This window comes from Comamonas sp. FG99 (assembly GCF_057808605.1).
Genome location: NZ_JBMDII010000036.1, coordinates 19,931 through 45,322 on the forward strand (window position 1 = coordinate 19,931; position 25,392 = coordinate 45,322).

The 25,392-nt window shown below is 63.2% G+C and carries 18 protein-coding genes and 2 pseudogenes; 7 read left to right on the forward strand and 13 right to left on the reverse strand.

All coding sequences use genetic code 11. From position 1 onward, the window contains the following. The first annotated feature begins 300 nt into the window (after window positions 1–300). The 5 genes from ACODRX_RS20425 (at window position 301) to ACODRX_RS20445 (ending at window position 11,726) form a co-directional block, all read left to right on the forward strand. Window positions 301–1,335, forward strand: coding sequence for a helix-turn-helix domain-containing protein (locus tag ACODRX_RS20425; RefSeq protein ID WP_488873372.1), 1,035 nt, complete (start codon window positions 301–303; stop codon window positions 1,333–1,335). 186 nt (window positions 1,336–1,521) lie between these two features. Continuing rightward, complete coding sequence (locus ACODRX_RS20430; protein WP_488873373.1) at window positions 1,522–3,900, forward strand: IPTL-CTERM sorting domain-containing protein; 2,379 nt, start codon at window positions 1,522–1,524, stop codon at window positions 3,898–3,900. 24 nt (window positions 3,901–3,924) lie between these two features. Next, on the forward strand, window positions 3,925–5,574 hold the full coding sequence (locus tag ACODRX_RS20435) for a putative Ig domain-containing protein (RefSeq protein ID WP_488873374.1): 1,650 nt from the start codon (window positions 3,925–3,927) through the stop codon (window positions 5,572–5,574). Window positions 5,575–6,376: 802 nt separating this feature from the next. Next, entirely contained in the window at window positions 6,377–10,414 is a 4,038-nt protein-coding gene (locus ACODRX_RS20440) for an SdrD B-like domain-containing protein (protein ID WP_488873375.1), read from the forward strand. Between the two features lie 310 nt (window positions 10,415–10,724). Continuing rightward, window positions 10,725–11,726 carry a helix-turn-helix domain-containing protein gene (locus ACODRX_RS20445; RefSeq protein WP_488873376.1) on the forward strand — a complete coding sequence of 334 codons (1,002 nt, stop codon included), beginning with the start codon at window positions 10,725–10,727 and terminating at the stop codon, window positions 11,724–11,726. A gap of 130 nt (window positions 11,727–11,856) precedes the next feature. On the opposite strand, the gene ACODRX_RS20450 is transcribed toward ACODRX_RS20445, so the two are convergent. The 7 genes and pseudogenes from ACODRX_RS20450 to ACODRX_RS20480 all read right to left on the reverse strand — a co-directional run. Further along, window positions 11,857–13,827, reverse strand: a complete 1,971-nt coding sequence (locus ACODRX_RS20450) for a DUF3363 domain-containing protein (protein ID WP_488873377.1) — start codon at window positions 13,825–13,827, stop codon at window positions 11,857–11,859. Between the two features lie 449 nt (window positions 13,828–14,276). Next, the gene (locus ACODRX_RS20455) at window positions 14,277–14,852 is read right to left on the reverse strand and encodes a S26 family signal peptidase (RefSeq protein ID WP_488873378.1); all 576 of its coding nucleotides are present in this window, start codon (window positions 14,850–14,852) and stop codon (window positions 14,277–14,279) included. After that, entirely contained in the window at window positions 14,849–15,385 is a 537-nt protein-coding gene (locus ACODRX_RS20460) for a DUF2840 domain-containing protein (RefSeq protein ID WP_488873379.1), read from the reverse strand. The genes ACODRX_RS20455 and ACODRX_RS20460 overlap by 4 nt, the downstream gene beginning before the upstream one ends. Further along, window positions 15,382–15,654: a chromosome partitioning protein ParB gene (locus ACODRX_RS20465; protein ID WP_488873380.1), complete on the reverse strand. Its 273-nt coding sequence runs from the start codon at window positions 15,652–15,654 to the stop codon at window positions 15,382–15,384. The genes ACODRX_RS20460 and ACODRX_RS20465 overlap by 4 nt, the downstream gene beginning before the upstream one ends. Then, complete coding sequence (gene parA / locus ACODRX_RS20470; protein ID WP_488873381.1) at window positions 15,651–16,289, reverse strand: ParA family partition ATPase; 639 nt, start codon at window positions 16,287–16,289, stop codon at window positions 15,651–15,653. The genes ACODRX_RS20465 and parA overlap by 4 nt, the downstream gene beginning before the upstream one ends. Window positions 16,290–16,575: 286 nt before the next feature. Next, a pseudogene (locus ACODRX_RS20475) lies at window positions 16,576–17,076 on the reverse strand (replication initiator protein A); the annotation flags it as partial. Further along, a pseudogene (locus ACODRX_RS20480) lies at window positions 17,037–17,240 on the reverse strand (DUF736 domain-containing protein); the annotation flags it as partial. The pseudogenes ACODRX_RS20475 and ACODRX_RS20480, both read right to left, overlap by 40 nt. 830 nt (window positions 17,241–18,070) lie before the next feature. On the opposite strand from ACODRX_RS20480, the gene ACODRX_RS20485 reads away from it, so the two are divergent. Beyond that, window positions 18,071–18,460 (forward strand): GFA family protein, encoded by a 390-nt coding sequence (locus ACODRX_RS20485; protein ID WP_488873382.1) that lies wholly within the window; start codon window positions 18,071–18,073, stop codon window positions 18,458–18,460. Between the two features lie 204 nt (window positions 18,461–18,664). Here the strand turns inward: ACODRX_RS20485 and ACODRX_RS20490 are convergent, their stop codons facing one another. The 3 genes from ACODRX_RS20490 to ACODRX_RS20500 all read right to left on the reverse strand — a co-directional run bounded on the left by ACODRX_RS20490 (window position 18,665) and on the right by ACODRX_RS20500 (window position 21,915). Continuing rightward, the gene (locus ACODRX_RS20490; RefSeq protein ID WP_488873383.1) at window positions 18,665–18,877 is read right to left on the reverse strand and encodes a hypothetical protein; all 213 of its coding nucleotides are present in this window, start codon (window positions 18,875–18,877) and stop codon (window positions 18,665–18,667) included. Window positions 18,878–18,939: 62 nt separating this feature from the next. Then, window positions 18,940–21,012: a ParB/RepB/Spo0J family partition protein gene (locus tag ACODRX_RS20495; protein WP_488873384.1), complete on the reverse strand. Its 2,073-nt coding sequence runs from the start codon at window positions 21,010–21,012 to the stop codon at window positions 18,940–18,942. A 75-nt stretch (window positions 21,013–21,087) separates the two neighbouring features. Continuing rightward, entirely contained in the window at window positions 21,088–21,915 is an 828-nt protein-coding gene (locus tag ACODRX_RS20500; protein ID WP_488873385.1) for a DUF932 domain-containing protein, read from the reverse strand. A 501-nt stretch (window positions 21,916–22,416) separates the two neighbouring features. On the opposite strand from ACODRX_RS20500, the gene ACODRX_RS20505 reads away from it, so the two are divergent. Continuing rightward, window positions 22,417–22,701, forward strand: coding sequence for a hypothetical protein (locus ACODRX_RS20505; protein ID WP_488873386.1), 285 nt, complete (start codon window positions 22,417–22,419; stop codon window positions 22,699–22,701). 66 nt (window positions 22,702–22,767) lie between these two features. Here ACODRX_RS20505 and ACODRX_RS20510 read toward each other — a convergent pair whose 3' ends face one another. The 3 genes from ACODRX_RS20510 to ACODRX_RS20520 all read right to left on the reverse strand — a co-directional run bounded on the left by ACODRX_RS20510 (window position 22,768) and on the right by ACODRX_RS20520 (window position 25,387). Beyond that, on the reverse strand, window positions 22,768–23,046 hold the full coding sequence (locus tag ACODRX_RS20510) for a hypothetical protein (RefSeq protein ID WP_488873387.1): 279 nt from the start codon (window positions 23,044–23,046) through the stop codon (window positions 22,768–22,770). Between the two features lie 62 nt (window positions 23,047–23,108). Beyond that, window positions 23,109–23,459: a DUF2958 domain-containing protein gene (locus ACODRX_RS20515; protein ID WP_488873388.1), complete on the reverse strand. Its 351-nt coding sequence runs from the start codon at window positions 23,457–23,459 to the stop codon at window positions 23,109–23,111. Between the two features lie 323 nt (window positions 23,460–23,782). Continuing rightward, a complete protein-coding gene (locus tag ACODRX_RS20520) occupies window positions 23,783–25,387 on the reverse strand; it encodes a PepSY domain-containing protein (RefSeq protein ID WP_488873389.1) in 1,605 nt (534 codons plus the stop codon). Between the last annotated feature and the right edge of the window lie 5 nt (window positions 25,388–25,392).

The following is a 25,392-nucleotide window of genomic DNA, read 5'->3' on the forward strand; positions in this document are numbered from 1 at the left end:
TGCAGGTCAGTATCTGCCAAAGTAGGAGTCACGACGGGCAAGGCTCTCAACGCTGTGGCGGCATGAGCACTTCACCCGAATGAGCTGAAGACCCCTCCCAGCGTGCCGTCACCGATCTGCTTGTCGCTCCGCAAGAGGCGATCCTTCCTCTCTCTGATTTTCAAAGTGAAAGATGTAATGGCGGGAAATGGTAAGTAAATTTCAAGTGAGGACTTAATAATCGTTGCCAGCATGAAGTTGGTAGCTTGTGACGTTTGCTCTCCTCCTGGGTGACTCTCGGGCAAGTGACAGGAGGGCCCAATGGCCGAAATCCCGCTGACGCGCGGTCAGTACATCATTCCATTCTGGGAAATTCTGGGTGACATTGGGGCCCCGACAGAGTCCCTTTTGGAGAAACACAAGTTGCCAGCCTTCCTCTATGGCAAGGAAGACGCTTATGTTCCCATCAAAAACGCCATCCATTTCGTCGAGGCTGCTGCGCGGGCTCAGGGCATCTCTGACTTTGGTTGGGAGATCGCAAAGTTCTGTACGGTAGAGCACTTGACCTATGGCTCGCGTCTGCAAATCGCGAACGCTCCGACGCTGTTTCAGGCGCTTCGAGTAGCTTGCGTACGAGCGCGATTTGAGGACACCAACCTCAAGATGTGGTTGGAGTTTCATGAGTCCAGCCTTAGGGTGTGTACCCATCTCCAGGGTACTGCAGGGCACCACCATCTCGAACACTCCCAGTGGATTCAGAATGTCATGCCGGTCGAAATCGTCCGTCGCTTTGTTGGGCGTCGATGGGCGCCAGAAACCATGGCATTTGAGGCTCGATATGTCCCAGGGCTCTCTGTGCAAGCGCTATGGCCCACTACGCGCTTTCTTGCGGCGGAGAAGTCGTCCTGGATCGATGTCCCGGTGGAGTATCTGGGTTTGCCTCCTATCGAAGTGGGAAAAGACGACACAGGTCCCGCCTCGACTCTGGATGACCCGAATGGTTTGATCCATTCCTTGAGGCTGATGCTGCCAGCGTACATCGATGGAAAAATTCCATCACTCCGAGACATTGCCGACATGGCCAGCACCAGTACCCGCAGCCTTCAGCGTTTGCTGGCGGAAACAGGGATGGGCTACCGTGACATCTTGAATACGGTGAGATTCGAGAGGGCCGCGCAGTTGCTCAAAGAGACAGACATCAAGATCACAGATATAGCCATGTCCATGGGCTATTCGAGCGCGGCACATTTCACCCGTGCATTCCAAAACGTGGCTGGTGTTCCCCCAGTTAAGTTCCGTCTCTTCCACCGCATGTCTGTGAAAGACGTTAGTTTGGCGGAATCTGGGAAGCAATAAAACGTATCGAACGCTACGCTTTCATAGCCTTGAAAAGGTGGGTAGAGAAGTGCGCGGCCACGCGGTGGCAAGCCATGCGTAGTCGTGGACAAGTGGTCGAGCGTGGTGATCCCTCATAGGAAGGGTCATTGCTGGTGGGCTGCGCTGACCTTTGCCTCGTCAGCTTGTCGTTTTACCCAGGATCGCATGTCCAAGAAAAATCCCTCCCCAAAAAGTGCTCTGGCACCGTTGATGTTGGCGGTTCTTGCTGCCTGTCAGATGCAGCACGTTCAGGCGCAAACTGCAGTTGAGCGCGAAGTCATCAAAAAGTCCGGCGCCAGCCCCAGCGAGGCAGCATCCTTGACGCAGAAGCTGCAAGCGCAGCGCGAGCGCGACGAAGCAGCGGTGCAGAAATACTTGGCAGCTCATCCCGGCCAGCAGCGTCGTTTCACCAAGGACGGAAAAGCGTATTACCTGCAAAGCATCGCCGACAACGGCAAACCTATCTACATCACCACCCGTGGCGGGCTGGTAAAAAAAGGGGGATGGATCAAGAGTGAGCCTCAGGCCCTGTTGATGAACGCCAAGGCGATGTACGACCTCGGCATCACGGGCACCAACATGCAGGCGGGCATCTGGGATGGGGGGCCTGTGCGTGCTACGCATGAACTCCTGGCTGGGCAGGTGACCATGGATGCCCAGCAGACAAACCCTGGCTCAGTGGCTGGAAATAACCACATGACCCATGTGGCCGGCATCGTCGCAGGCAAAAAGACCGTCCCGGGCCGTGAGACGGCCCACGGCATTGCCTATGGTGCCACGGCGACGGCTTATGACTGGGACGACGATGTTGCAGAGATGACGGCTTTTGCTGGTGCCGGCGGTCTCGCATCCAACCACTCCTACGGTCCGGGCAACGAAGACGCCGGCGCCGACGATCAGTGGTTCTATGGCGCTTACGCGCAAAGTGCCCCGTACTATGACTTGATCGTCCACAGCAATCCTTTTTACTTGCCTTTCATTGCCGGTGGCAACGAGCAGCAGCGCAACGGCAACTGGAAAACAAGCGATGCGGGCACGCCGCCTGGTGGCAATAAATTTCCTGGCGCCGATGTGATGACGAGTGCCGCTGCGGCGAAAAACGTGGTGACCGTGGGCGCGGTCGATGGCGATGGTGTTATCACGGACTTCAGCAACTTCGGGCCGACCGATGACAATCGCTTGAAACCGGATGTGGTTTCCCACGGGTACTACGTCGAGTCATCGGTCTATTACGACGCAAGCGACGTGCCATCGGATAGCTCGTACGACTACTACCCCGGCACCAGCATGGCCACCCCATCTGTCACCGGTGGCGCGTTGCTGCTGCAGCAGTACTACAAGTCGCTCAATCCTGGCTACATGCTCGCCTCCACGCTCAAGGCGCTGCTGACGGGCACGGCCACAGACAAGGGCGAGCCCGGCCCGGACGTCAAGTACGGGTGGGGCCTGGTCAACCTTGATGCGGCCGCCAAAGCCATCCGGCAGGGCAACGGCAACGGCAGCCCGGCCAGCCTGGACTACACCCTGGCGCCCAAGGACAGCAAGGGCGCTCACATCGAGGAAATCACCGCCAACCCGGCCGTGGGAGGCGAGATGCGCCGCGTGTTCACCGCAGCCGGCGGCGCGCCGCTGGTGGTCACCATCTCGTGGATCGATGACATGGGTGAATCGCAAAAATCCAGCGAAGGTGTCGATCCCACGAAGTCTCGCCTGGTTTACGACTTCGACTTGGTCGCCAACTACATCACGGACGGGCCCATGGGCGCGTTGAAGGCCGCCCCCGTGCCCACTGGATCGTGGATCACGCCGATCATGACGGCTCCGTTCGCGCCCGCCGCGCGCGCCACGGGCCTTGACGATCCCAACCAGCACGCCAATACCGTGCGCCAGGTGCTGGTGGAGAACCCGGTGGCCGGGGCCCAGTACGAAATCCGCATCCGCAAACAGGCGGGTTCGCCTGATGCAGCACGCACGGTCTCGCTGGTTGCCACCGGCCTGCGCGCGGGGCCGGCACCGAACGTGACCGTAACCCAGGCACTGAGCCCGACCACGATCCAGCCGGGCGGCACCACGGTATTGACCATCACCATCACCAACATGGCCGACGGCGCGTTGCCACTGACCGGCCTGGAACTGACCGACAACCTGCCCAACGGGTTGACCGTAGCAGCAACGCCCAACGCCAGTTCCACCTGCAGTAACACCACTACGCCCACAGTGACGGCCGCGCCCGGCGGCAACAGTGTGGTGCTGAGCAACGCGAGTGTGGCGGCAGGCGCAAGCTGCGCCGTCACGGTGACCCTCGCGGCGGCGGGTAGCGGCAGCTTCGCCATTCCCCCTGTCACGGTCACCAGTGCGCAAGGTGCGCAAAACGCTTCCACGTCTGGCACCGATGGAACCGGCGGTGCAACGCTCACGGTAGGTGCTGGCGGAACGGGGACAGTAGCGCCCGTGCCCGTACTGGGCGCATGGGGTTTGTCGTTGCTCGCCGCGTTGGCCGGGATGGTTGGATTTGCGGGGCTGCGACGCCAAAAGGCGGCGTGACGCTAACAGCTTGAGGAACAGAAGATGAGCATGAAAATATCTCGATTCAATATCAAGAAAACCGCGTGCGCACTTTGGGGTGCGCTGGTTATGGTGCTGGCATTGATTGCCGCCGCCCCCGCCACAGCAGCTCTGCCGGCAACGGCGCCGCCCATAATGGCTGACACTGCCACACCCGGTGACGGCTACCGCCCCATCCTGTACAAGGACAAGACCTACCTCATCTTCCATGGCTGGGACGAAGATGCGCTGTATTGCAACGTGCAGGCCACGGGCCATGCCTGCCCGGGCTTTCCCACAACAGTGCCAGCCACTGCGAGCGAGCCATTCGCACCCGCGGCCAGTCCCTGGTATGTATCCGCCAGAGAACCGCAGGAATACCTGGATCGCAGCACTGGCCGCTTGTATTTCTATGCCGAGACTGAGACTGGGCCCGTGGTGATTTGCGCGGATTTGAACACCCACACAAGTTGCGGCTCGTATCAATTCAATGCTGCAAGTTGGAATTTGGCCGGCACCGGCTTCTACGCCAACCGCTACTACGCAGCCACCAACGGTGATCGCATGCTGTGTCTCGATTTGACCAACTTTGCGCCATGCGCGGGCACGGATGCGGCCGATGGTGCCTTTGCAGTGCCAAGCGCTTTCCCGCTAGCCGCCTTCCCTTTAGGCCACACAAGTGCCCCCGCCCTGCAAATTGGTTCTCGGATGTATTGGGTGCAATACAAAAGTGTTCAAGCGTGGCCAGTAGACAGTCGTGTACTCTGCTTTGACATGGTCACCAATGGCGCCTGCGTTGGCTATACGGCGCCAAGTTTTGTGAGCCACAATCCCCCCCAAACGGGCGAAGCGCTTCTCTATGGCAATGGCTCGGCCACGGCCTCCACCAATGGCATCGTTGATGGCATGTGCTTCTCGAATTATTGGGGTGGCAGCAAATGTCTGGACTTGAGCGGAAATGACATCACTACCGCCAAGAGCACCTTCGCTCAGTATGTCCACGAGGGTTCTTCCTTGGCCTTGACGCTTAATGGGCGGAGCTATTGGCAAAATGACCGACAGGAAAAGAAGCTGTGCTGGGATTGGGCGACCGACGCTCCCTGCTCGGGCTATGACAACACCCTGGGATACGTCCAAGGCTTCACTGGGGCTGCCGCCGATCCGGCCAACCCCTCGTGTATCTGGGCTGCAGGGGACAGCGCCGGCGGGGCTCCACTCAGTGCCACCGATGCCATGGATGGGGGCGCTTGCAAGGCAGCCCCGGCCGTCGACCCGCAGCCCGAGACTGGCACTGGCAAGGAAGGCACGCCTTCGACGCCCATCGCGAACGTGCTGACAAATGACTCCATCGGCGGGCAGCCAGCCACCTTGGGGCCTAATGGGAATGCGACTATCGCCATTTCCAATAACTGGCCGGCAGGTCTGACGCTGGACACGACCACCGGTGCGATCAAGTACGACGGCACAACGAAGGAGGGCTCCTACCAGGTGGACTACCAGCTGTGCAATAGGGCCAGCCCGGCGGTGTGTCTAACTGCCACCGATACAGTCACTATCACCAAAGCGGGCGGAGGGACTCCCACGCCGGTGCCGACAAACAGTGGTTGGATGCTCTTGGCGCTCAGCCTGCTGGCCATGGTGGCAGGGCTACGAGGTTTGAACCGCCGCGCGTAAAACAGGCAATGGCTCAGCGCCTTATGCCTGTCTTGGCCGGAGCGACCGTGGGTGATATCGCGGTAACCACCTTGATAACACCCACCGCATCCTGGACCTCCGCCGTGCGTAGCTGCGCTCGTGTGAGCTTGGTTGGACAAGCCGAAGGCCAGCGACAACGGCGGCTGCGCGATCCTTATCGTCACCGGGGTGGATAAGTGGGCCACCTCGGGAGGGTATACGGCCCATTCTCAGGCCGGCGCTACCGCTCGGACACCTACACCGGTTTCGAGGCGCTGCCACTCACTGATCCAACTGCCACCTTGCTCCTTATAGCCGCACTAGATGCGGCTTTTTTGCGCTCAACGTGAAAAACACACGGTGAACAACCTTCAAGCAATGAATGGTTGGCGCGAAATGGAAACTCGACGATGCACTTCTTTACAAAAATCAAAGAGGCAAAAAATTTGAGTCACAACCGAAGAGCCGCTTTGGCTGCGGATGGAGTACTCAGCAACTTGAAGGAATAGAACATATGGATATAAGCCCACAGAAAGACACTCAGAACAGTTCCTCACTAGAGCGTACGTGGACTCACCGAGAAGACCGCAGTGGGCAGGCAAGTGTTGCTACGCGGTTTAACTCGCAGGGGGCCCGAGCCTTTCTGGGTGCCTTGGGCGTTGCAGGTGTACTGGCTACACCTTTCGCACATGCAGCCGTTACGGATTTCAAGGTCGGCATGGTGGCTTCAGGTTCCACGCCTTTCAGTACTGGCCCCGACGCCGACGCAGCAGGCAACGACCGCGGCCCTGGGGATAACAGAGTGCGCACGCACGACACGGTGGACTGGCGCGTAGGGTATTCGCTATCGCCCGCCGCCGCCAACCGGGTGCTCATCGTGAAAATGGGCACGGTCACACTGCCATTCCCCATCACCCCCCAGCCAGACGCCAAGGAACTGGTGCGCTTCGATGTGAAGGACGTACCCAGCGGCGTCGCCAATGGCTGCCAGAACATCTCCAGCACGCCCGTCACCCTGCCTGCAGATGGCTCCGCGCCCACACAGTCCGGCGTTACCGCTGATGGTCAGGCCATCGTCTGTGTGCAGCCCGCTGCGGGCAGTGCCAGTGACCTGTACTTTCGCGCTACCGTGGGTGGCGCTGCCCCCAACGGCACCACGATTGCGCCACCCAGCATCACGCTTTGGTCGAACGGCAATGCACCCGTCACGACCAACATAGCCAATGCGGTGAACAATCCCAATGCCCAGCCCCCGCTGTACGGCATGCCCACACTTACTGTGTCGGCCGCGCCGCGCTGGCAAGTGGACAAGGTAGGATCCGTCGGCTTGGGCGGGCGGTTCATCCCAGGCTCTGGGCCGCAAGGGCAAGACGGCTACGTCGTGGGCTTCAACATCGGCATCAAGGCCGTGGGCTCGCGCAAGGGACTGGAAGCACTTCAGCCCGACTGGACATTGGAAGACAACTACAGCAGCCCCGTGGGCACCATAGGCAGCACTGCCATCAACCATTTCCCAGGCGCGCAGCTAGTAACCTGGAACATTCAATCCACCGTAGCTTCGCTGCCGATGGGGCCGGGGGTGGAGCACAACCAGCAGAATGCCTGCGGCGACTACCGTGGTCAGCTGAGCGCTTTCGGCGGGCAATATGACAACACGTACTACCGAGCGAACGACTTTGGGGGCGCGACCATTGCGCCAGTCAATGCCAGCTATTCCGTAGCGCGTGGCGGTGTGTGCGCGCTGGGCACCATCCAGAGCGAGACAGCTGACGACAAACGAGCCTCCTTCACGGTCACCAATACCGATTTCTCGCTGCGCCACTTTCCTGAACGCGCGGGCTACAACCCTTCGGCCACGGTCATCGTGAACCCGAATGACCTAGACGCGAGCAGCAACGAATGGTGGGTGGCCCATAAGACCATTCTGGTGTGGGTACCGATGGAAGAGTTCCCCGCCGCCGGTGACTACAAGATGTCCAACACCGCCACCCTGGTCGGCACCAAGTTGGATGGCAGCCCCTATACATCCGCACCGAGCACCGGTATTGGCTCCATCTATCACAACACCGCAGGCAGCTTTGCCAAGCGGTACACATCGGTACGAAGCTGGGACACCGCTGCTGCCAACCTCAGCGAGGCGCTCTCGGATCCGAACGTAACTGGCGACGACAACGTCAATCAGGTGGCTCCCGGGCAACACTTGGCCGCCCGGATCGCCCTGGAAACCCGGACCCGGGCTCAGGATGTGGGCTACGTGTGCGAGAAGATCGACAACGCCCGCCTGAGCCTGGCCGATTTCCGGAACATTCCTGCAAAAAACACCACCAGCGCGTGGAGCAAGGATGCCGCCACCGGCATCGTGCAACAGTCCGTAACAGGCAACACGCCCCCGATCAACTGGGCGCTAGGCGTGGGAGGCCCGGGCACAACAAATGGCGGCTGGACGAGCAGCAGCAACGTGCCCAGCGAATACACCAGCGGCGGTGTGGGCGAGCCGAATCTCTATGTAGGCACCCAGGGCACCTCTGCCTGTGACGAAACCGGCATCACCTGGTATGCATCCATTGATGCCCTACTGGCGGATAACAAACAACTGTCGGACGTGACACGCGTGCGCGGCAGCTATTCCAGCTATCCAGCTGCCGCCAGAACGGTATGGTGGATCCCGCTGCAAGCACGGACTGGGTACCGCCATGATGCCACTGACATCCTGATCAGAAACAATGCCGCAGGCCAAGAGGTGAGCCGAGAAAACGTGGTCCACGTGGCCGGCGCGCCCACACTGGAGTCCATCGCTCCCAACCAGGCGCTTTGGCGTAGTACCCCCGAGGGCGCTGCATCGCCCGCCAGCATATGGAGCGCCGACGCGCTGCGCATTACCAGCACCCAGTACGTGGGCATCACCAAAACCGCGCTGGCGCCCAACAACATCGCCAACGGCCCGGTCAATCGCGCCGCTGCGGTCACTTACCGACTGGTGGTCAACGCCACCAGCAGCACTGACACGCCCACCGCGGACATCACGGTATGGGACGTGTTGCCGAAGTACATGAGCTACCGTGCCGGCAGCGCCACCTTTGGCAATACTGCGATTGAACCAGTTTGCCTGGCACCTGGCGTCACGCCCACGAATGCGGGCGCCCCCTTCGCCCCCAATTCAGTGTCCGAAGGCTTTACGGCCTGCCGCTGGACGCTGCCGCAGCAGCCGTTCGCCCAAGTGGGGGCGGGCAATGCTGCAGGCAACCTGCCGCCGCTGCAATTCACAGCCACCGTGGCGGTCGATGCACCGGTGAATACCAACTTGCTGAACACCTCGTTCGCCGATTCGGCCCTCAACCTGCGCGTCAAGGCCACGTACCGGGACCAAGAAGGCTTTGCCTGCACCGGCCAGCCTTGCAGTGTGGGCAACTACGCATTGCGCATTTCGGGCAACGCGGGCTTGGTCATCGACAAGGCCGTGAGCGCTGCCGTGGTGCCGGTGGGCACCGGCTTCACCTACACGCTGAACTACGCCGCCGTGGGCCAGGCGCTGGATGATGTACGCTTGCTGGACGTGCTGCCCACTCCGGGCGACCGCAACAGCAATTTTGCGGGCACGCTGCGCCTGGCTGGCCCGGTGGCTCCGCCTGCTGGTGACGCAGCAATGGTGGTGCTCTACACCAAGGCGGCGCCGGCCAGTATCAGCCGCAAGGCTTCCGACCACCCAGGCGGCGCTACCGTTTGGTGCGCGCAATTCAGCGGCGGTAGTTGCCCAGCCAATGCCAGCGAAGCCACGGCCATCCTGGCGCGCCCCATCGGCGGCGGTCAGATGTCGTCCGGCAGTGCCTATAGCCTAAGCATGCCAGTAGTGGCCTCTGGCAACCAGACGGGCAATGTCTACTTCAACGACTACGTGGCCGATTCGTCCAGCCTGCTGGCTCGCAACCCTGGCTCTAACATGGTGCAGACGCGCGTGGTGGCAGCGGATCTGCTCCTGGGCAAGACGGCCGCCCCGATGGCAGCGAAGCACGGCGAGACGACAGTGTTCACCATTCGCGTGTCCAACAACACCGGGGATGATGTGGGTGCTATTCAAGCCAACCCAGTGCCGACCATCGTTATGAATGACCCTATGCCCGCAGGCTTGCAGGCCCAACTGCCGATTACGGCGGCCAGCTGGAACTGCGCAGCATCAACGGCCAGCTTAGTAAGTTGCCAGTACACCGGCACGCTGCCGATTCTGCCCGGAGCTGCCATGGGTGATATCGCGGTAACTGCGTTGGTCACTCCCACCGCATCCACCACGGCAGCCGTGCGTAACTGCGCTGGCGTAGGGTTGAGCGGACAAGCCGAATCGAATGCCGGCAATAGCGGCGGCTGCGCGGACCTTACTGTCAGCGCGGTGGACGGACTGGCCGTATCTGGGCGCGTCTATGAGGAAACCGGCAAGAACACCTCCGACGACGGCCATGCCACCGATCCCGGCTTGACAGGCATCTCCGTGCGTCTGGTCTGCACCAATCCCGCACTGGAGCAAACCATGACTACCGATGCCGAAGGCAATTACCGCTTCACGGGCCTGCAATCGGGCGCACAGTGCACAGTGACCGAGACGCAGCCCAGCGGCTACACCAATGCCTACAACACGCTGGGGACAGGTGCCACAAGCCAGACGGGCGATACCGGTCCAGGTGACAGCACCATTGTTTTGACTTTGGGCACGGAGGACTCCACCGGCAACAACTTTGCCGAAACCAAGCACACGAGTTCTCCGACACCTGTCCCTGCTCTGCAGGGTCTAGGTTTGGCGCTCCTCTCACTTTTGCTGGGCGGCCTGGGGCTTCGTCGCAGAATGAGCTGACGGTAGATAGCCCACCTGTGGTTTGCCCTTGAAAGCAACAAAGGAGCGCATTTAGCGCTCCTTTGTTTTTTTCCTGGCCTCGTCCCAAGACCAATGCAAGGTCATCGTCATCAATCACAGGTAGTCCCGTTCTATGAATGGTGATTTGGCGTAGCCAGGAGTTGGGATTGCATTTGTTCAATATCGAATGTGACTTTTAGAAACAAAATGCATATAATATAGCTTAGCAAGCCAAGGTTGGCTTAATCGATATTTTCTTCCAAAAAAAAGCAAGCATTCGCCCTTCAATCCTTAAAAGCATTGGAGCATCATGCCTACTATTCCTTTAGCCCGTTGCCAGTTCATTACCCCATTCATTGGTATACACAGTTCCACTGGGGCCTCCACAGATTCATTACTAGCAAAATTCAAATTACCGTCACTATCCAAAGAAAAAGATGACGATTACATCCCATTGAGGAATGCTCTGAATTTTATTGAAGCTGCCGCTCGTAACCAGGGAATTCCTGATTTTGGTCACTTAGCGTCGCGAACCATCAAATTTAAACACTGGAACAGCAATGTGCAAGCGTTGATATTGAATTCGCCAACATTGTTTTATGCGCTACGCTCTGTTTGCTCCAGAGCGTATATTGATGTTACCAATCTGGAAATGCATCTGATTTTTCATGGCGAAAACTTGAGAGTTTGCAGTCGGCTCAAAGGCACTGCCGGCATGAGACATCTCGAACATGCTCAGTGGATGCAGAACGTCCTTCCCATTGAAATCGTGCGGCAGTTTGTTAACAGTAGCTGGACTCCTTCGATAATAGGGTTCGAGGCACAATTTGTGCCCACCATTGACAGCCAAGCACAATGGCCGCAAACAAAATTTTTGACTGGCCAACACATATCTTGGATAGATGTTCCCCTGAAATATTTGAGTCTCCCTCCATGTTTTTCGACAATAAATCACATACCACAAAAAATAAATAAATCAAACGACTCAAATGATTTGGTTAGATCATTAAAAATGATGTTGCCTGCGTATTTGGATGAAAAAATCCCAACACTCAATGATATTGCGGAAATGGCGAATACAAGCACTCGGAGTTTGCAACGCACGTTTAACAATATAGGGCAGAGCTATCGGGGAATTTTAAATATAGTGAGATACGAGCGAGCTGCTACAATGCTCAAGCATACTGACATGAAGATTACCGATATCGCACTATCGCTGGGCTATTCTGCGCCTCCGCATTTTACCCGAGCATTTCAGAGCGTGGCTGGAGTATCGCCATCGCAATTTCGTATATCTCATCGCACCCAATAGTTCAAAGTCACTCATATTCCTCAGGCGATGAGGAGCAAGATTGCTGGAGGGGGCTAGGTTCAAAGCAAATCAGTCCCACTTTAGTAAGCGAGGGATGAAGCGCTGCCGAGATCAGAGGACGGTGTCATCCTCAAAGTTGTGGACCGCGCTGACGGCTGACTTCCCACGATACGCTACCGCCGCGCATGGTGGCTGCGAGCTGCTGTCCCAGGCGTTGCTCGATCACGGGCTTCCAGGGCATCAAGCTGAATGCCCTGCCGTCATCGAGCATGGCGTAGCGCCCGCTGGCGAGCATGACGCTGCGACGGTAGATGCCGGCCACGCGCTGGCCGTCCGAGGCGGGCCGATGCTCCAGGCCGGTTTCCGCTGCTATGTCCTTGGCGGCCTGCGCCAGCTCGCGGTTGCGCAGCGTGCCCAGCAAATTGCGCACGAGGATGACACGCTGCCCGCGCCGCTCGGCCAGGCCCCGCTCGGTGAGGAAGTCGGCGCGCTGCTGCATCGCCTGCCTGGCTTCGGCGCCAAAGCCCAGGTCGCCCAGGCCCTGGCCGCCGCCGATCAATTGCTGATCCAGCCAGGTAGCGCCAATGACGCGCGCCTGGCGCTCGATGGGCAGGTGGGATTTGAGTTCGACGGCCACGCCGCCCAGGCGCCGCGCGTCGCGTCCCATGTCGTATCTGCGGCCCTGCTCTGGCAGGTCGCCGGGCACCTTCCACAAGCCTTCGGCCACGCGCTCCACGATGCCTGCATGGCGCAGGGCTTCGAGGCGGCGAACGTGGGCGGCTACGACCTCAGGCTGTTTGGCGATAGCGAGGTGATGGTCGGTGCGGTACAGCCCCTCGGTTGCCAGCGCGGCGATGGTCTGGTCTGCCTTGCGCACGTCGGTAGAGCCCTTCACTTCCACCACCGCGCCCATGGGGTACTGCGCCAGCTCTGTCTTGGGCGGCAATGCCACGTAATGCGCCTTGCCATCGGTGCCATCGACCACCAGATAGCCCCGGTCGTACAGCTCGTCGGCCAGCCCCTTGCCCGCTACGCGGCCGACGATGGCGCGGCCATCCTTACCGGGCTGGAATACGGCCAGCTCGCGCTGTCGCCCGCCCATCGCGCGCTGCATGGTGCGGATGATGTCGCCGCGCTCGCCCATGGCCCGCAAGGTGGATTCGGCATCGGCATGGATAACCCATACGCCGGTCTTCCTCTCGCTGACCAGCCCCATGCGCTGCAAGTGCTGCAGGCGGCCGACCAGCAGCAGGCGCTGGCGTTTCAAGCGGGGGATGGCTTCCAACCGCTCGCTGCGCAGCACCCGGCCATTGGTGGCCTCTCGCTGCAAGGTCTGATCCAGGCTGGTCCAGCGTTCCTGTTCCACCTCCCGGGCCAACGCCTGCTGTATTTCCAGCTCGGTGCGCGGCCCCAGCCACTCGGTGGCCAGTTCCATCGCCCGCTCGCGCATGCCGCGGGTGATGTACTCCTTCGAGATGATGAGGTCTTTGCCGGTGTCATCCTTGCCTCGCAACACTACGTGGGTGTGCGGGTTGTCGGTGTTCCAGTGATCGACGGCCACCCAGTCCAGCCGCGTGCCCAGGTCGGCTTCCATGCGCTGCTTCAGGTGGCGCGTGTAGGTGCGCAGGTCTTCAAGCTGCTCGGCGTCTTCTGGCGAGACGATGAAGCGGAATTGGTGGCGGTCTTCGCGCCCGCGCTCCTCGAAGGCGCGGGTGTCCGCCTCGTCGGTCAACGGCCCGTAGGCATGGCCCGGCCCGCCCTGGCGATTGACGCCTTCGCGCTCGATGTAGCGCAGGTGGCCCACGGTGGATCGGCCGCTGGCCTGTTGCAAATACACCAGCCGCACCTTGACCGTGGCACGGCGCGAGAACGGCGACAAGGTTTGGCCCGTGAACCGCGCCGCCGTGTGGCCGCGCCCCAGGCGCGAACCGGGGGCCTTGCCGGTGGATTTGCCGCCTGCTCCACGTCGGCCACCTGTGGCGCCGGCTGCCTTGCTGGTCTGGCGCAGCACCTGGGCAATGAAGGTGTCACCGCGCTGTTTGGGCTTGCCCAGGCGGACGCGGAAACGGTCTTCACCGGGGGAGCTGCCGCGCCGGGTCATGGTGCACCCCCATCCAGTGCCATCGCACCCCGTCGGGTGAAGCACGCGAGATTCCCAGCAGTAGCAAGGCATTGGGGCAACTGGCGGCACGAAGCCGCCCCATGGCGCGTGCCGCGCCAACCCCACGTGCAGACTGGCTTGGCGTGCACTTCGGTGCCGCCCCCTTTAATCTTGCCTTGCACCCCAGCCTCCCGCATCAGCTCCCGGCCGTGGTGCCCCCGGCGCCACTGCTGCGCGAGCGGCCAGCGCGCCGGAGAACGCGCCGACGGCTGAAAGCCATGCGCGTTCAAGGCAAGATGCCTGCACGTGGGACGGCAGCGCGAAATGCAGCGCCCGATACATAGGATCGGCGCTCGCACTACACGCGCAGCGACATGCGCAAAGCCAGCGGATCGACACGCCCGATGGCACGACAAGATGCACGGCAACGTGCAGCGAGTTGGCGGCCATCATGGACGTTTCTCCAGCCATACCGGGTGCGCGACGCCGATCACGGCGGATGCGCTGACCGGCCCGAAATACCGGCTGTCGAATGACGCCGGATTGGTGGCGCTCAGCAGGAACAGTTCACCAGGCTCCAGGCGGCGGCAGTGCGGCCAAGATGGCAGCGGCCGACCCATCCGGTCGGCGGGCAAGACGGCGGCCACCGGCACGCCGTCGATCCAGACCAGCGCGTCGAAGATGCACACATGCTGCGGCGCGATGGCACCAATACGTTTGAGCAGTGGCACGCGCGCCGGTAGGTAGCGGCGCTGCGCGGCCAGCGCGGCGGCGTCTGCAGGCAAGCGGGTCAGCACGATGCTGCCCACAGGTACAGGCCGGGGCAGCGAGCTGGGCTGATGGTGCGGTGGATCGACGCGATACCAGCCCACCGCCACGCTGTCGGACGGGTTGTAGACCAGGCGCGGCATCGGCTGAACGAAAGCCGCCCAGGCCAGCGCAGCGAGGCCGCAGACGGCGATGCCTGCCAGCGCGATGCGAAAGCGAAGCTGCTGCGCAGCGCCGACAGTGGAAACGGTGGTCATGACAGCGCTCTCCCTGCCAGCCAGGCGGCATGCCGCTCGGCGGTGTAGTCGGGCAGCGGCAAGCGTGCCGCAAGCCGGTTGGCCAGCGTGCGCCAGTACGCGGGCGAAGCCGCCGTAGGCGCGATGCCCCGCGCCTCGATGGCGTCGATGCGCTCCAGCACGGCGCGCACCTGGTTGTGCCCTTCGGCATGCAGCAGCAGGCGCGCGCCAGGCTGCACGCCGGGGATGCGCTGTGCGTCGTCCAGCGGCGTGCAAGCCTGCATAACCATGAGCTGCCAGCGAATGGTGCCGAAGTCGTTGGACTGCCAGCGGATGCGGCAGAACACGGCCCCCGGCAGGAACACCGCGCAGCGTCGCCAGCGGTCGTACCGGACGGTGCGCGCTGGCTCGCCGAAGCGCAGATAGAGGTCGAAACGCTGGTCGATGTAGGCCAGCGCTACGCGCGTGAGCGGCGTGCTGGCGGGCGGGCCGGAAGGCGCAGCCGTGGCCGCGCTGGCAACAGGCACAGAGGCAGGCGAAGCGGATGCAGTCATCGTGTGTTCTCCGGGAACTCCCGCTCCAGCAGCGCGCGCAGCAGGTCGGCCACGGTCACGCCTTTCGTGAAGGCCGAGACCTTGATGCGTGAACGCAGTGCGGGCGTGATGTCGAGGGTCAGGCGGGCGGTGAACACATCGCCCTTGCTGAGCGCATCGGCATCACCCTGGCGAATCCACGCCTCGGCGTGCGGATTCGCGGGCGGCCGCGCACCGATGCCCACGCGCTTGGCCGGGCGCTTGCTGCTGGGTGGCGGCTTCGTGGTCATGACGGCCACCGCAGCAGTTCATCGACCAGCGCGGTGATCTCGCGCGCGGCGGCGCCGTCGGGCGCTGTCTCGCGTGCCAGTCGGCCAGCGGCCACGCTGTCGGCGAACACGATGCGCTGGCGGATCTCGGCGCGCAGCGCGGGCAGCGGCTGCTCGGCGAGCGCGCCGCGTGCCTCGCGCCCAATCACCGTCGCGGCCACGCGCCGGTTGATGACGAAGGCTGCGCGGAGCAGCGGCCGGAACATCTGCGCTTCGCGGATCAGCGCAACCATCTCGGCGCTGGCCCACAGGTCGTAGGGACTGGGCTGCACCGGAATCAGCACCCGCTCGGCCGCCAGCAGCGCGGAGCGCGCCAAGGCGGCAATCCTGGGTGGCCCATCAATGACCACGTGATCGGCCCGCCTGGCGAGTTCTGGTGCTTCCTGGTGCAGCGTTTCGCGTGCGAGGCCCACGGCGCTGAACAGTCTTGGAAGACCTTGCTGGCTTCTGCGCTGCGTCCAGTCCAGCGCGGAGCCCTGCGGGTCGGCATCCAGCAGGATGACCGATTGCCCGCGCATCGCCAGCTCGCCGGCGATGTGGGTGGCGAGCGTGGTCTTGCCCACGCCGCCTTTCTGGTGGAGCACGGCGAGGATCATGGCCCGGCCCTCCGTTCTGGAGAGCGGGACTTTGAGCGGCGTGCCAAACCGGCACGGTGCTGGCAAAGATCGCGGGCCTGCTCGCGCCGATTCACGGTTATCCACCGTGGCGCGGCGCTCTTACCAGTTATTGGTATTAAGTTATTAATGTTATAGGCGGCCGAAACCCGCGCCAGTATTGGGCTGGCGGCCGATTTTGTTGCCTGATAGCACGAGGGTCTGTTGCCTGATAGCACGAGACTTTTGTTGCCTGATAGCACGAGCCCATCCACAGGATTTGGCGCAGTTATCCCCGTGCCGTGGACGGCACGGGCCGAAACAGCAGCAAAGGGGCTGCGATCTCGGAGCGGTACTCGATGTCCAGCCGATAGCCCGGCAGGGCCTGGCGTGCCACTAGTGCCCGCAGGTCGGCGGCGAAGTCGTAGTAGCGCGCTGCGCTGCCCGACTTGCGGTACAGGGACTCGAAATCGAACCACCAGCCCTCGGGCTGCCGCCCGCCGTGCTTGCGCACCAGCCGGTACAGCCAGCGCTCGATGCCACCGGTGAGCCGGAAATACCCCGCGTCGATGGTCAACACCAGGGCCGAATCCAGCACGCCGCCGTAGAACCAGTCCGGCAGGATCAGCTCGATGCCCAGCGGCGTGCCCTTCGCATCGGCCAGTTCCTTCCACTCGTTGATCCACGAGAAGCGGTGCAGCCGCCTTCCCGTGGTCTCCCGGATGGACGTGGCCACGGTCGTGGACTGCAAGCGATCCAGCGCCGCTTTGAGGCGCTGGTAGTCGCGCAGCCGGCCCCAACGTCATGGCCAGAGACTTGAATGCGGTAGTCCGGGGCGTGCTCGTTATTGCCCTTGTCATTGGGGCTGAACTTGGCCTTGGCGCTGATGGTCAGGGTGCGCAGCGTGCCGTTGAAACCGTCCTTGTCTGCGGTGAAGTTGCCGATATTTGCCATGGTGAAATCTCCATTCGGTTGAACAAGTTCGCGCCCATCGCGTCCTTGTTGTGATCCGGCCGGCGGGGGACGGGCTGGCTGCACCGCCTGCGGGCGCAACGCAGTGGAGCGCCTGGAGGCACAGATTATTTGTTGCGCGAGGAATGCGCAGCAGGGGAAAAAATCTGTGCCAGAAGGTTGCAGCCACCCAAGCCCGGCTCCCGCCAGGATTCACAACCAGACAAGGACGCCTTGGGCTGAACCACCATCGAAAGGAGCCACGACCAACTCGGCATCTCCGCACCAAGGTCCCAGCGGCACGCCCCCTGACTCCGGCAAGGCCCGTTCCTCAGACCACCATGACGAGGGCACCAGCACACCCCGCCGCATCCTGCAGGCCATGTCAGAGGCGGAGTGGAGCCTTTCCGGCAAGGCGAGGGACCATCTCCGTGACTGCTCGCACCTCCTTCGTGACGCCATGGACGAGAACCGCCAGCATCGAAAACGGCACGCATCTACACAACCTGCCGCAGCAAGCCCTGGCGTATCCGCCATACCCTGCCCACTGGACGGGGCGCTGGCCCGGCCGATCCGGCAGCGCCGGTTCGGCGGCGTTCAAGGGGCGCCAAGCACAGCGCGGCGGGGATGGGCCTTGCGCCGATCCCCTGGAGGAAAGCGAAGCGCGCAGCGCCGCAGGCGCGAAGGCGGGAGGGATTGCAGCCGGATGGCCGTGACTCGGCACGAGGCATGGGGCGTAGCCCGAAAAGCCCGGTGGTGCGCCGCACCGGCCCGCTCGGATTACAGCCGCCGCCTATGCTGCTGCATGTAAAACGATCAAGGACAAGAACACCATGCGATACACGGGCACCTGCCACTGTCAGGCCGTCAGCTTCCGTTTCGAGGCGGAACTCGAAGAACTCGTGGTATGCGACTGCTCGCTGTGCCAGAAGCGCAATGCGCTCATGGCCACCGTCGCACGCGAGCAGTTCCAGATCACGGGCGGACAGGACGCCCTGCGCCTGTACCGCTGGAACAGCGGCGTGGCCCAGCACTATTTCTGCGGCACCTGCGGCATCTATGTCTACCACCAGCGCCGCAGCAATCCAGCATTCCTGAGCGTCAATGCCCTGTGCATTGACGATTTCGACCGTCACGCTTTGCCCATTCGCCACGTCGATGGCAAAAGCCGCACCGTGGTCAACCCCTCGGCCAGCACCCACGATGGCGACAGCCATCGCTAGCGGGCATGCACGGGCCACAGGGCCTGTGCGTCCAGGCATCGTGCTCGACCGCGATGCCGTTTACGCCGCCGCCTGAGCCCCTGCGAAGGCGGCGGCGTGGTGTTCCGGCTGTTAGTCTTCAACGCCGGGCACGGCCACCGCCGTGCCCGGATTTTGCATCCACCGGCCCCAGCGGCAAGACGCTGGGGCCGGTGCTGACGACGGCTACTCCTTCGTCTCCACAATCCACCATATGGCACGCGCCAGCGCGCAGCCCGTGATGGGGTGAATGTCGGTGAGGTCGGCACAGGCCGTCCAGCCCGAGGGCGGGCGGTAGCCGCGCACGTCGCCCTCGCCGTGCCAGCGGCGGGCGCGCACCGTACCCGGTGCGTAGATCGCCGCCATGCGCGGGCGGCGCTGGTTCGTGGTGATGGGCATGATGCAACTCCCTGCAAGCCAGCACCCCGACCGGGGCCGGGGTGCTGCTCTGCGGTTGACGGTCAAGCGGCAAGTGTCTGGGCCGGTTCATCCTCCACGGCCTCGGCATCCTCTGGGGCGTCCAGCTCCGCGCCTTCCTGTGTGGCTTCCGGTGTCTCGCCCTTGAAGATCGCAGGCATCCAGCCCTTGCCCTCGGCCAGCCGCTCCGCTTCGCTGGCAATGTCGGCCTTCTTGAGCTTGCCCAGCCGGTTGACGGAATCCGGCGCGAACTCGCCCACGGCTTGCAGAATCACGGCCTTGGAAACATGCTTGAAGTAGCCTTCGGCGGTGGGTTTCCACCATGCGGCCATATCGAGGCTCACGGCCTGTGCCAGTTCCGCGCCGGGCTGGTGCGGCGTGGCGCGGGGTGTCACCACGTCCACCGTGGATGCCACGCACACGGCCAGCAGCGCCATCAGTTCGGCTTGCTCCATTGCCAGCAAGGCGGCGAACAGTTCTGCGCTGTCCTGGGGCAACTTGTCGCACCATACCTCCTGCATTTCGCGCAGCACCACGGCGGCAGGCGATTCCGGCAAGTCCGGGGCCAGTGCCTCCAAGCGGTCTTTCACCGTGAGGCAAACGCCCACCGGCATATCGTGGCCGTAGCAGCGCCCCTGCAAAACCGTCTGCACCATGCCATGCACCAGCGCGGCCAATGCCACCTGCGGACGGCAGGCCACCCCGAGTTGCAGCGCGGCGGTACGGTGCGCGCTCAGGCGCTGGGCCAGCCGGTCGGACATGACGGGGGCTTGCGCTTCATTCGCCGTGCCGCCTTCGTCTTCGCTCTCGGCGTCCTCACCGCCGAACCCTTGGCGCAGCCGCTCCAGCGTGCGCAGCGCCTTGGCTTCGGCCTCGCGCATCAGTCCACGATGAATAACGGCCTGCCCATTGCGGTCGATGGTCACAACGGCACCGGCTGCACCCTTCACCGTGTCGCTGTACCCTTGCAAGCCATCTTCCAGTGCCTGCAACTGCTCGCCCAGGGCTTCGCCTTCCTCCTGCAAGGCATCGGCCCTGTCCTCGTCGTCGGCGTCCATCGCGGCATCCACGGCTTCACCGATGGCCTGCATCTTCTCTTGCAGCTTCTCGATGCGCTGCGCTTCGCGCTTGTTCGGCTCGCGCCGCGCCCTCGGGGCACGCTGGAAGGCTTGCAGGTCCGCCAAGGTGGCGGCGGGCGCTGCGTCCGTCCAGGCCCAGCCCTCGGCCTTCACCTCGGCGGCAATGCTCGCCAGCTTGTCTTGCGCCAGCCGTTCCAACAAGGCGGCATCGGTCAGGTACACGCCCGTATCGTCCTCGGCGAACAGGTCACGGCGCACGCCACCGCCTGCGGCTTCGTAGCTGTCCAGTCCGACGAACCGCACCAGCGGATGCCGGTAGGCGTCTATCTCGCGCTCCGTCAGACGGTCACGCAACGCGGACGGGCTGCGCTGCCACGTAGGCGCGTCATAGAACGCGCTTTCCTGCGCCGCATGGTCATCCGTCCCGGCCAGGGCCATCAACTGGTCAAGGCTGAGAGCATCGGCCCGGTAGTCGGCCATGAGGCGGGGCGAGACATTCGCCAGCTTCAAGCGGCGCTGCACCACCAGTGGGGTGACGGAAAAATCCGCCGCAATGTCCTCGATGGGACGCCCCTCGGCCACCAGTGCCGCGAAGGCTTCAAACTGATCTGCCGGGTGCATGGCTTCGCGCTGCACGTTCTCGGTCAGGCTGGCGGTGCGGGCCGTGCCATCGGCCACCCGCAGGCAGGGTACCTGCCAATCCTTGGCAATGCGGTGTTTCTTCGCCAGCAGCTTGAGGGCTGCAAGGCGACGGCCACCGGCCACCACTTCGTAATGCTCGCCATCGGCGCCGGGAATCACGATCAGGTTTTGCAGCAGGCCCACCCTTTGGATAGAGGCTGCCAGCTCAGGCAGAGACATGCGCGGCGCGGTCTTGCGTACATTGCGGCCCGTGGCGCGCAGCACCAGCCGCGACAGCGGCACCAGAATCATGTGCTTGCTCGGGTCGGCGGTCTGCAGCATATTGGCGGCGCTGCTGGCTGCGCTACTGACGGCGGTTTGGACGGCTTGGGCTTCGGTTTGGTTTGCGGCGTTCATGGTGAATCTCCAGTCAAGTGAAACAAGGGAATGGAGGGGAACCGCCCCTCCGGCGGGGAAAACGTTGGGGAGGGGTCAGGCCTTCAACTGGCGCATGCCATCGGCCAGCAGCCACAGGGCACGGTTCAGGCGAATGTCGGAATCAATGCCCTGCACCGGGCGGGTCTGCTGGCGGCGTCCGTTGGCGCTGCGGCCATGCAATCCGCCTTTGGTAAGGTTTTCTTGCGTGCGGTTGAACACGCTCCACAGGTCCGGGCGACGGTCTTCAAACCGGCGCGGCATCAGGATTTGCGACTCAGTGATGGGCGCGGGCTTGTCCGGATCGTCGTACTTGAGGGCCAGCGCGGCACGGGCGAACACTTCCGATTCGCCATCGTCCAGGGTGATGCCGCGCATCAGGTCGCGGGATTCCTGCACCCGCTCGAAGCCTTGCAGCACCTCGAAAGCGCCTTCAATGACTTGGCCTGCCACATCACCTTTGTGGGGCACGCGCACATCGGCAAAGGTGTCACCGCATACCAGTCCATTCGCACAGACAAATCTGTAGGCGCCCGCCATCATTTGGTAGCTGCTGGTGCCGTCGTGCGAATTCAGCAGGATGATTTCGTTGGCTTCCGCGCCGTTGATCTGGCTGGCGTGGCGCAGGCGCAGCATGTGTTTCGTGTGCTCGCGCTTGCCTTCATCGCGCACGCGGGTCTGGCACACCATGAAGGGCTGAAACCCCTCCTTGCGAAGCTCGGTCAACACCTCCACCGTGGGGATGTAGGCGTATCGTTCGGAACGGCTTTCATGCGGGGCGTCCGCGAAGATGGACGGGGCCACCCGGCGAATCTGATCATCCGACAGGGGATGGTCGGAACGCAGTGCGGGGGAATGGTTTGCGAAACGGGATGCGAGTTGCATGGTCTTTCTCCTGACTTGGCTGTTGAAGAAGCGCACACCGGATTCCTAGATTCGGAGCCCAGCCTCGTGGCTGTTCGGTGCGGTCGGCACGAAGAACCCGGTTGGCCTCGTTGCCACCGTCTTCCTGAGTTCATCGCCCGCGACGGTCACGAGCGCGCGGCCCGGTGCCGTCAAGGAAACAAGCGCAGGGTTGGTGCGGCCCGCAGGCGCAGCCGAGGACACGGCCTGGCGCGCCTTGACGGCACCGGGCCGCGGGCTACAGTCGCGGACAAGGTGATGGACTCAGGGAAGACGGCTGGACAGGCAACGGCCGCCATGCACGCCGACCGCACCCTCAAGCGAAGCGCGCAGGCCCGAAGCTGGAAGCCGGGCCGAAGGCGTCAGCCGACCGGAGGGAGGAAACGATGGAAGCCCGACAGGGGCGAAACCCCGCAGGGGGCTCGATGCGCCACGCGCACGACAGCGCGACCGGCTATCTCCCAAGGGGCCGGGGACGCCCACATGACTTCCATGAAATCCCTGTGGACTGCAACTGCTCATGGCATGGGCACAATGAAGCCACCCATGGACATACGAGAACTGCAAGACGACGACCTGCGCACCCAGGCCCGCGAATGGCGGCAACGAGCCCTGCGCGGCGAGAAAGACGCTCGCGGCCTCGCGCACGAACTGGAACGCGAAGTGCGCCGGCGCTTCCCCCGCGCCGATGCACCTCACGCACTGGTACCCATACACCGGCTTGGCGCCATGCCAGAAACCACACAGCGGCGCAGAAAGCTCTGGTGAACGCCCGCAGGGCGTTCACCAGCAGGCAAGCACAGCGCGCAGCGCCCCGCCAGGGGTGCGTAGGCATCAGGCCGAGTCGTCAGGGCGCAGGCTAGCTTCCGCCACCGGCATCCAGGGCGCGGACGAGTCCAGGTAGTAGCGCCTGCCGCGCGCATACAGCCCCGACGGCACGGTGGGCTTGTAGAACCCGATGACGCGGCGACGGAACCACGCGCCGAATTCGTTGGTGTAGATCACCGCGTCGCCGATAGCAAAGCGCAGCGGCTGGCCGTTCACCGGCGCGAATGGCTTGAGCGCATCGTGCTCGGCCGTGATTTCGATAATGTAGTCGTGATGGCTGCTCATGGCCTCGATCTCCTGCAATGGTTGAGAAAGCACAGGGGGCGCCTTGCGGCGCCCCAGGGAGTTCAGACAACGATCCGCCCAGCAAGCCGCGCATCGCGCGCGTATGCGCTCAACCGCTTGTCAGCCCGGAAATACAGGTCACGTTCGACCGGCAGCCCCAATCGCCCGCGCACCGAAGCCAGCTCGGAAAGACTCACCCAGCCGATTTCCGGCATCCCCAGGCCCAGGTCGCAAAGACCGAGAGCATGGTCGTGGTCATCGGGGTCAATCTCGGTCAGCAGCCAGGTCGCGCCGCCGTCCGGCGTGAACAGCTTGACCACGGGCACCGGATCGAAGTCCGGGTTCTCCATGGATTCGCGGCCGTTGGCCAGCAGCAGCGCACGCTGCTCGTCGGTGATGAGTACGTTGTTCACAGTGAACTCCTGAAAGGTTGCCGGGCGGAATTGCCCAGCCCTTCCGGGTCACGGCGCAGCGCAAGCAGTCAAGGGTCAACGACGGCCGCAGGCCGCCAGCGTGCAAGGCACGCGCCCGCCCTTTACAGCGAGCACGCCGTGGCACCATGAAGGGAACAGCCAGCCGCCCACACCTCCAACGAAAGCGCATACCCATCCGATCTGGGTCAGCCGGATCGGGGATTTCAGGGAAGCGCAGCGGGGATAGCCTGCGAGTCTTTCCCGCCAGAAAGCGCGCGCGCAGTACCGCAGACACGAAATCATTGCTTGGCACAAAGAAGGACTCAGGAGTGCCGCACCGGCGATCCAGCAGCACCGGGCCGGATTGGATTCGGTCCACCATGGCGCGGTGCATTGCGCACGGCGCGCAGCTTCAGGCCCAGCCTGCGCCAGCCGATTACCACCCCGGTCACGCTGAGCACCGTGCCGCCCAGGCTCAGGACGATCAGCACGATGTCCCACAGGGGCCTGCGCTCCAGCAACGGGAGCCAGTCCCAGCTGTGCAGCATGGCGAACAGCCAGCGGCTGGTGCGCCGGCTGCCATCGGTGCGCCCCAGCACGGCGCCCGTATGCGGATCGATATGCACCCAGGTGCCATGCGTATCGTCGAAGACCACACGCAAGATGGGCAGCGGCTTGTCGGAGCCCGCGGTCATCGTGTGCGCATCGCGTGCGTAGTAGTAGAGGTCGTAGGCCGTGAGCAGCTTGATGCGCACGACCGGCGCGGGCAGCAGACCCACCACGGCTGCCCGCAGCGCCTCGGGGTCCAGGGCTCGGGTCATCGCGGTATGGCTGTCGATCAATGCGGGCCGGCCAGCCACGCCTTGGGCGAGCGCCATGGTCTGGCCCAGCGTGCGCACCCAGCGCAGCTCGCGCACCGCGCCGCCTGCAGCAGCCAGCAGTGCTTGCGGCGCGGCATCCTGCTGCGTGAGCACCAGCGGGCCGCCCTGCAGCGCGTCGGTGCGCAGTGGCGGCGCCCCGTTGTCGAAAACACGCCATGGATTCATCGACATCAGCCCGCTGAAGATCCAGGTGATGGTCACCAGCGCGAACAGCAGCCCCGAGATGTGGTGCCAGCGCATCATGCGCCCCTGGTAGGGTGAGCGCGAACCACTGCGATAGGGCCGCGTGAAGCGCCAGCGCAGCACGCCCACAATGGTGCCGGTCAGCGCCATCGCGATGCCGAGGATCGACAGCCAGTTCACGATGTCGGCCCAGTAGCGGTCGAAGGTATTGCCTCGGAACGGATACAGCCAGTGAATCCACGCGCCGACATAATTCCACAGGCGTTCGGCGCGGGGCGCGTCACGCACCACCTCGCCGGTGCGGCCCGAGACATAGAGCAGCGTGGTGTGCGCATCGGCCAGTTGCACACGGTGCAGCGGCCGGTGCGCATCAAGGCCCCGGGAGTGGGTGAAGGCATCCTCGCCGATCACCCCCTGGTACTCCAGCTCCACCCCGGGGCCGGCATAGCTTGCCGCACTCGCCAACACAACGCGCTCATCGACGGCCTGCAATCGGGCGCCGTTGCGGGCGTCGATAGTGACTACGCCGCCACCCGGCGGCGCTGCCCTGCGCGCACCCGAAGCGGGGCCAGCTTCCAATGGCACCGCGAGGTAGACCGCCCGGCCGCCGCTGGCTGCGGCCAGCCGCAACTCCTTCAGCGGCCCTGTGACGCCGGCGGCGTCCAGCGCCTCACGGGGCGCCAGGAGCCCGCTGCCCGTTCCCAGCGGCGGCAGGTGCTGCAGCCGCTCGGCCTCGGTGAGCTTGGGGTAGCCCACGTACATCATGACCACGCCCGAGACGAACCACATCGCGAAGAAGGCGCAGGCCACGATGCCCAGCCAGCGGTGAATCAGGAACAGCCAGCGTTTCGCATGGATCCGCATCGCCC

Bases quoted from the DNA above. Each gene is read 5' to 3' on its own strand.
- ACODRX_RS20425 (WP_488873372.1), top strand. From the start codon at position 301: ATGGCCGAAATCCCGCTGACGCGCGGTCAGTACATCATTCCATTCTGG.
- ACODRX_RS20430 (WP_488873373.1), top strand. From the start codon at position 1,522: ATGTCCAAGAAAAATCCCTCCCCAAAAAGTGCTCTGGCACCGTTGATG.
- ACODRX_RS20435 (WP_488873374.1), top strand. From the start codon at position 3,925: ATGAGCATGAAAATATCTCGATTCAATATCAAGAAAACCGCGTGCGCA.
- ACODRX_RS20445 (WP_488873376.1), top strand. From the start codon at position 10,725: ATGCCTACTATTCCTTTAGCCCGTTGCCAGTTCATTACCCCATTCATT.
- ACODRX_RS20450 (WP_488873377.1), bottom strand. From the start codon at position 13,827: ATGACCCGGCGCGGCAGCTCCCCCGGTGAAGACCGTTTCCGCGTCCGC.
- ACODRX_RS20455 (WP_488873378.1), bottom strand. From the start codon at position 14,852: ATGACCACCGTTTCCACTGTCGGCGCTGCGCAGCAGCTTCGCTTTCGC.
- ACODRX_RS20460 (WP_488873379.1), bottom strand. From the start codon at position 15,385: ATGACTGCATCCGCTTCGCCTGCCTCTGTGCCTGTTGCCAGCGCGGCC.
- ACODRX_RS20465 (WP_488873380.1), bottom strand. From the start codon at position 15,654: ATGACCACGAAGCCGCCACCCAGCAGCAAGCGCCCGGCCAAGCGCGTG.
- parA (WP_488873381.1), bottom strand. From the start codon at position 16,289: ATGATCCTCGCCGTGCTCCACCAGAAAGGCGGCGTGGGCAAGACCACG.
- ACODRX_RS20485 (WP_488873382.1), top strand. From the start codon at position 18,071: ATGCGATACACGGGCACCTGCCACTGTCAGGCCGTCAGCTTCCGTTTC.
- ACODRX_RS20490 (WP_488873383.1), bottom strand. From the start codon at position 18,877: ATGCCCATCACCACGAACCAGCGCCGCCCGCGCATGGCGGCGATCTAC.
- ACODRX_RS20495 (WP_488873384.1), bottom strand. From the start codon at position 21,012: ATGAACGCCGCAAACCAAACCGAAGCCCAAGCCGTCCAAACCGCCGTC.
- ACODRX_RS20500 (WP_488873385.1), bottom strand. From the start codon at position 21,915: ATGCAACTCGCATCCCGTTTCGCAAACCATTCCCCCGCACTGCGTTCC.
- ACODRX_RS20505 (WP_488873386.1), top strand. From the start codon at position 22,417: ATGACTTCCATGAAATCCCTGTGGACTGCAACTGCTCATGGCATGGGC.
- ACODRX_RS20510 (WP_488873387.1), bottom strand. From the start codon at position 23,046: ATGAGCAGCCATCACGACTACATTATCGAAATCACGGCCGAGCACGAT.
- ACODRX_RS20520 (WP_488873389.1), bottom strand. From the start codon at position 25,387: ATGCGGATCCATGCGAAACGCTGGCTGTTCCTGATTCACCGCTGGCTG.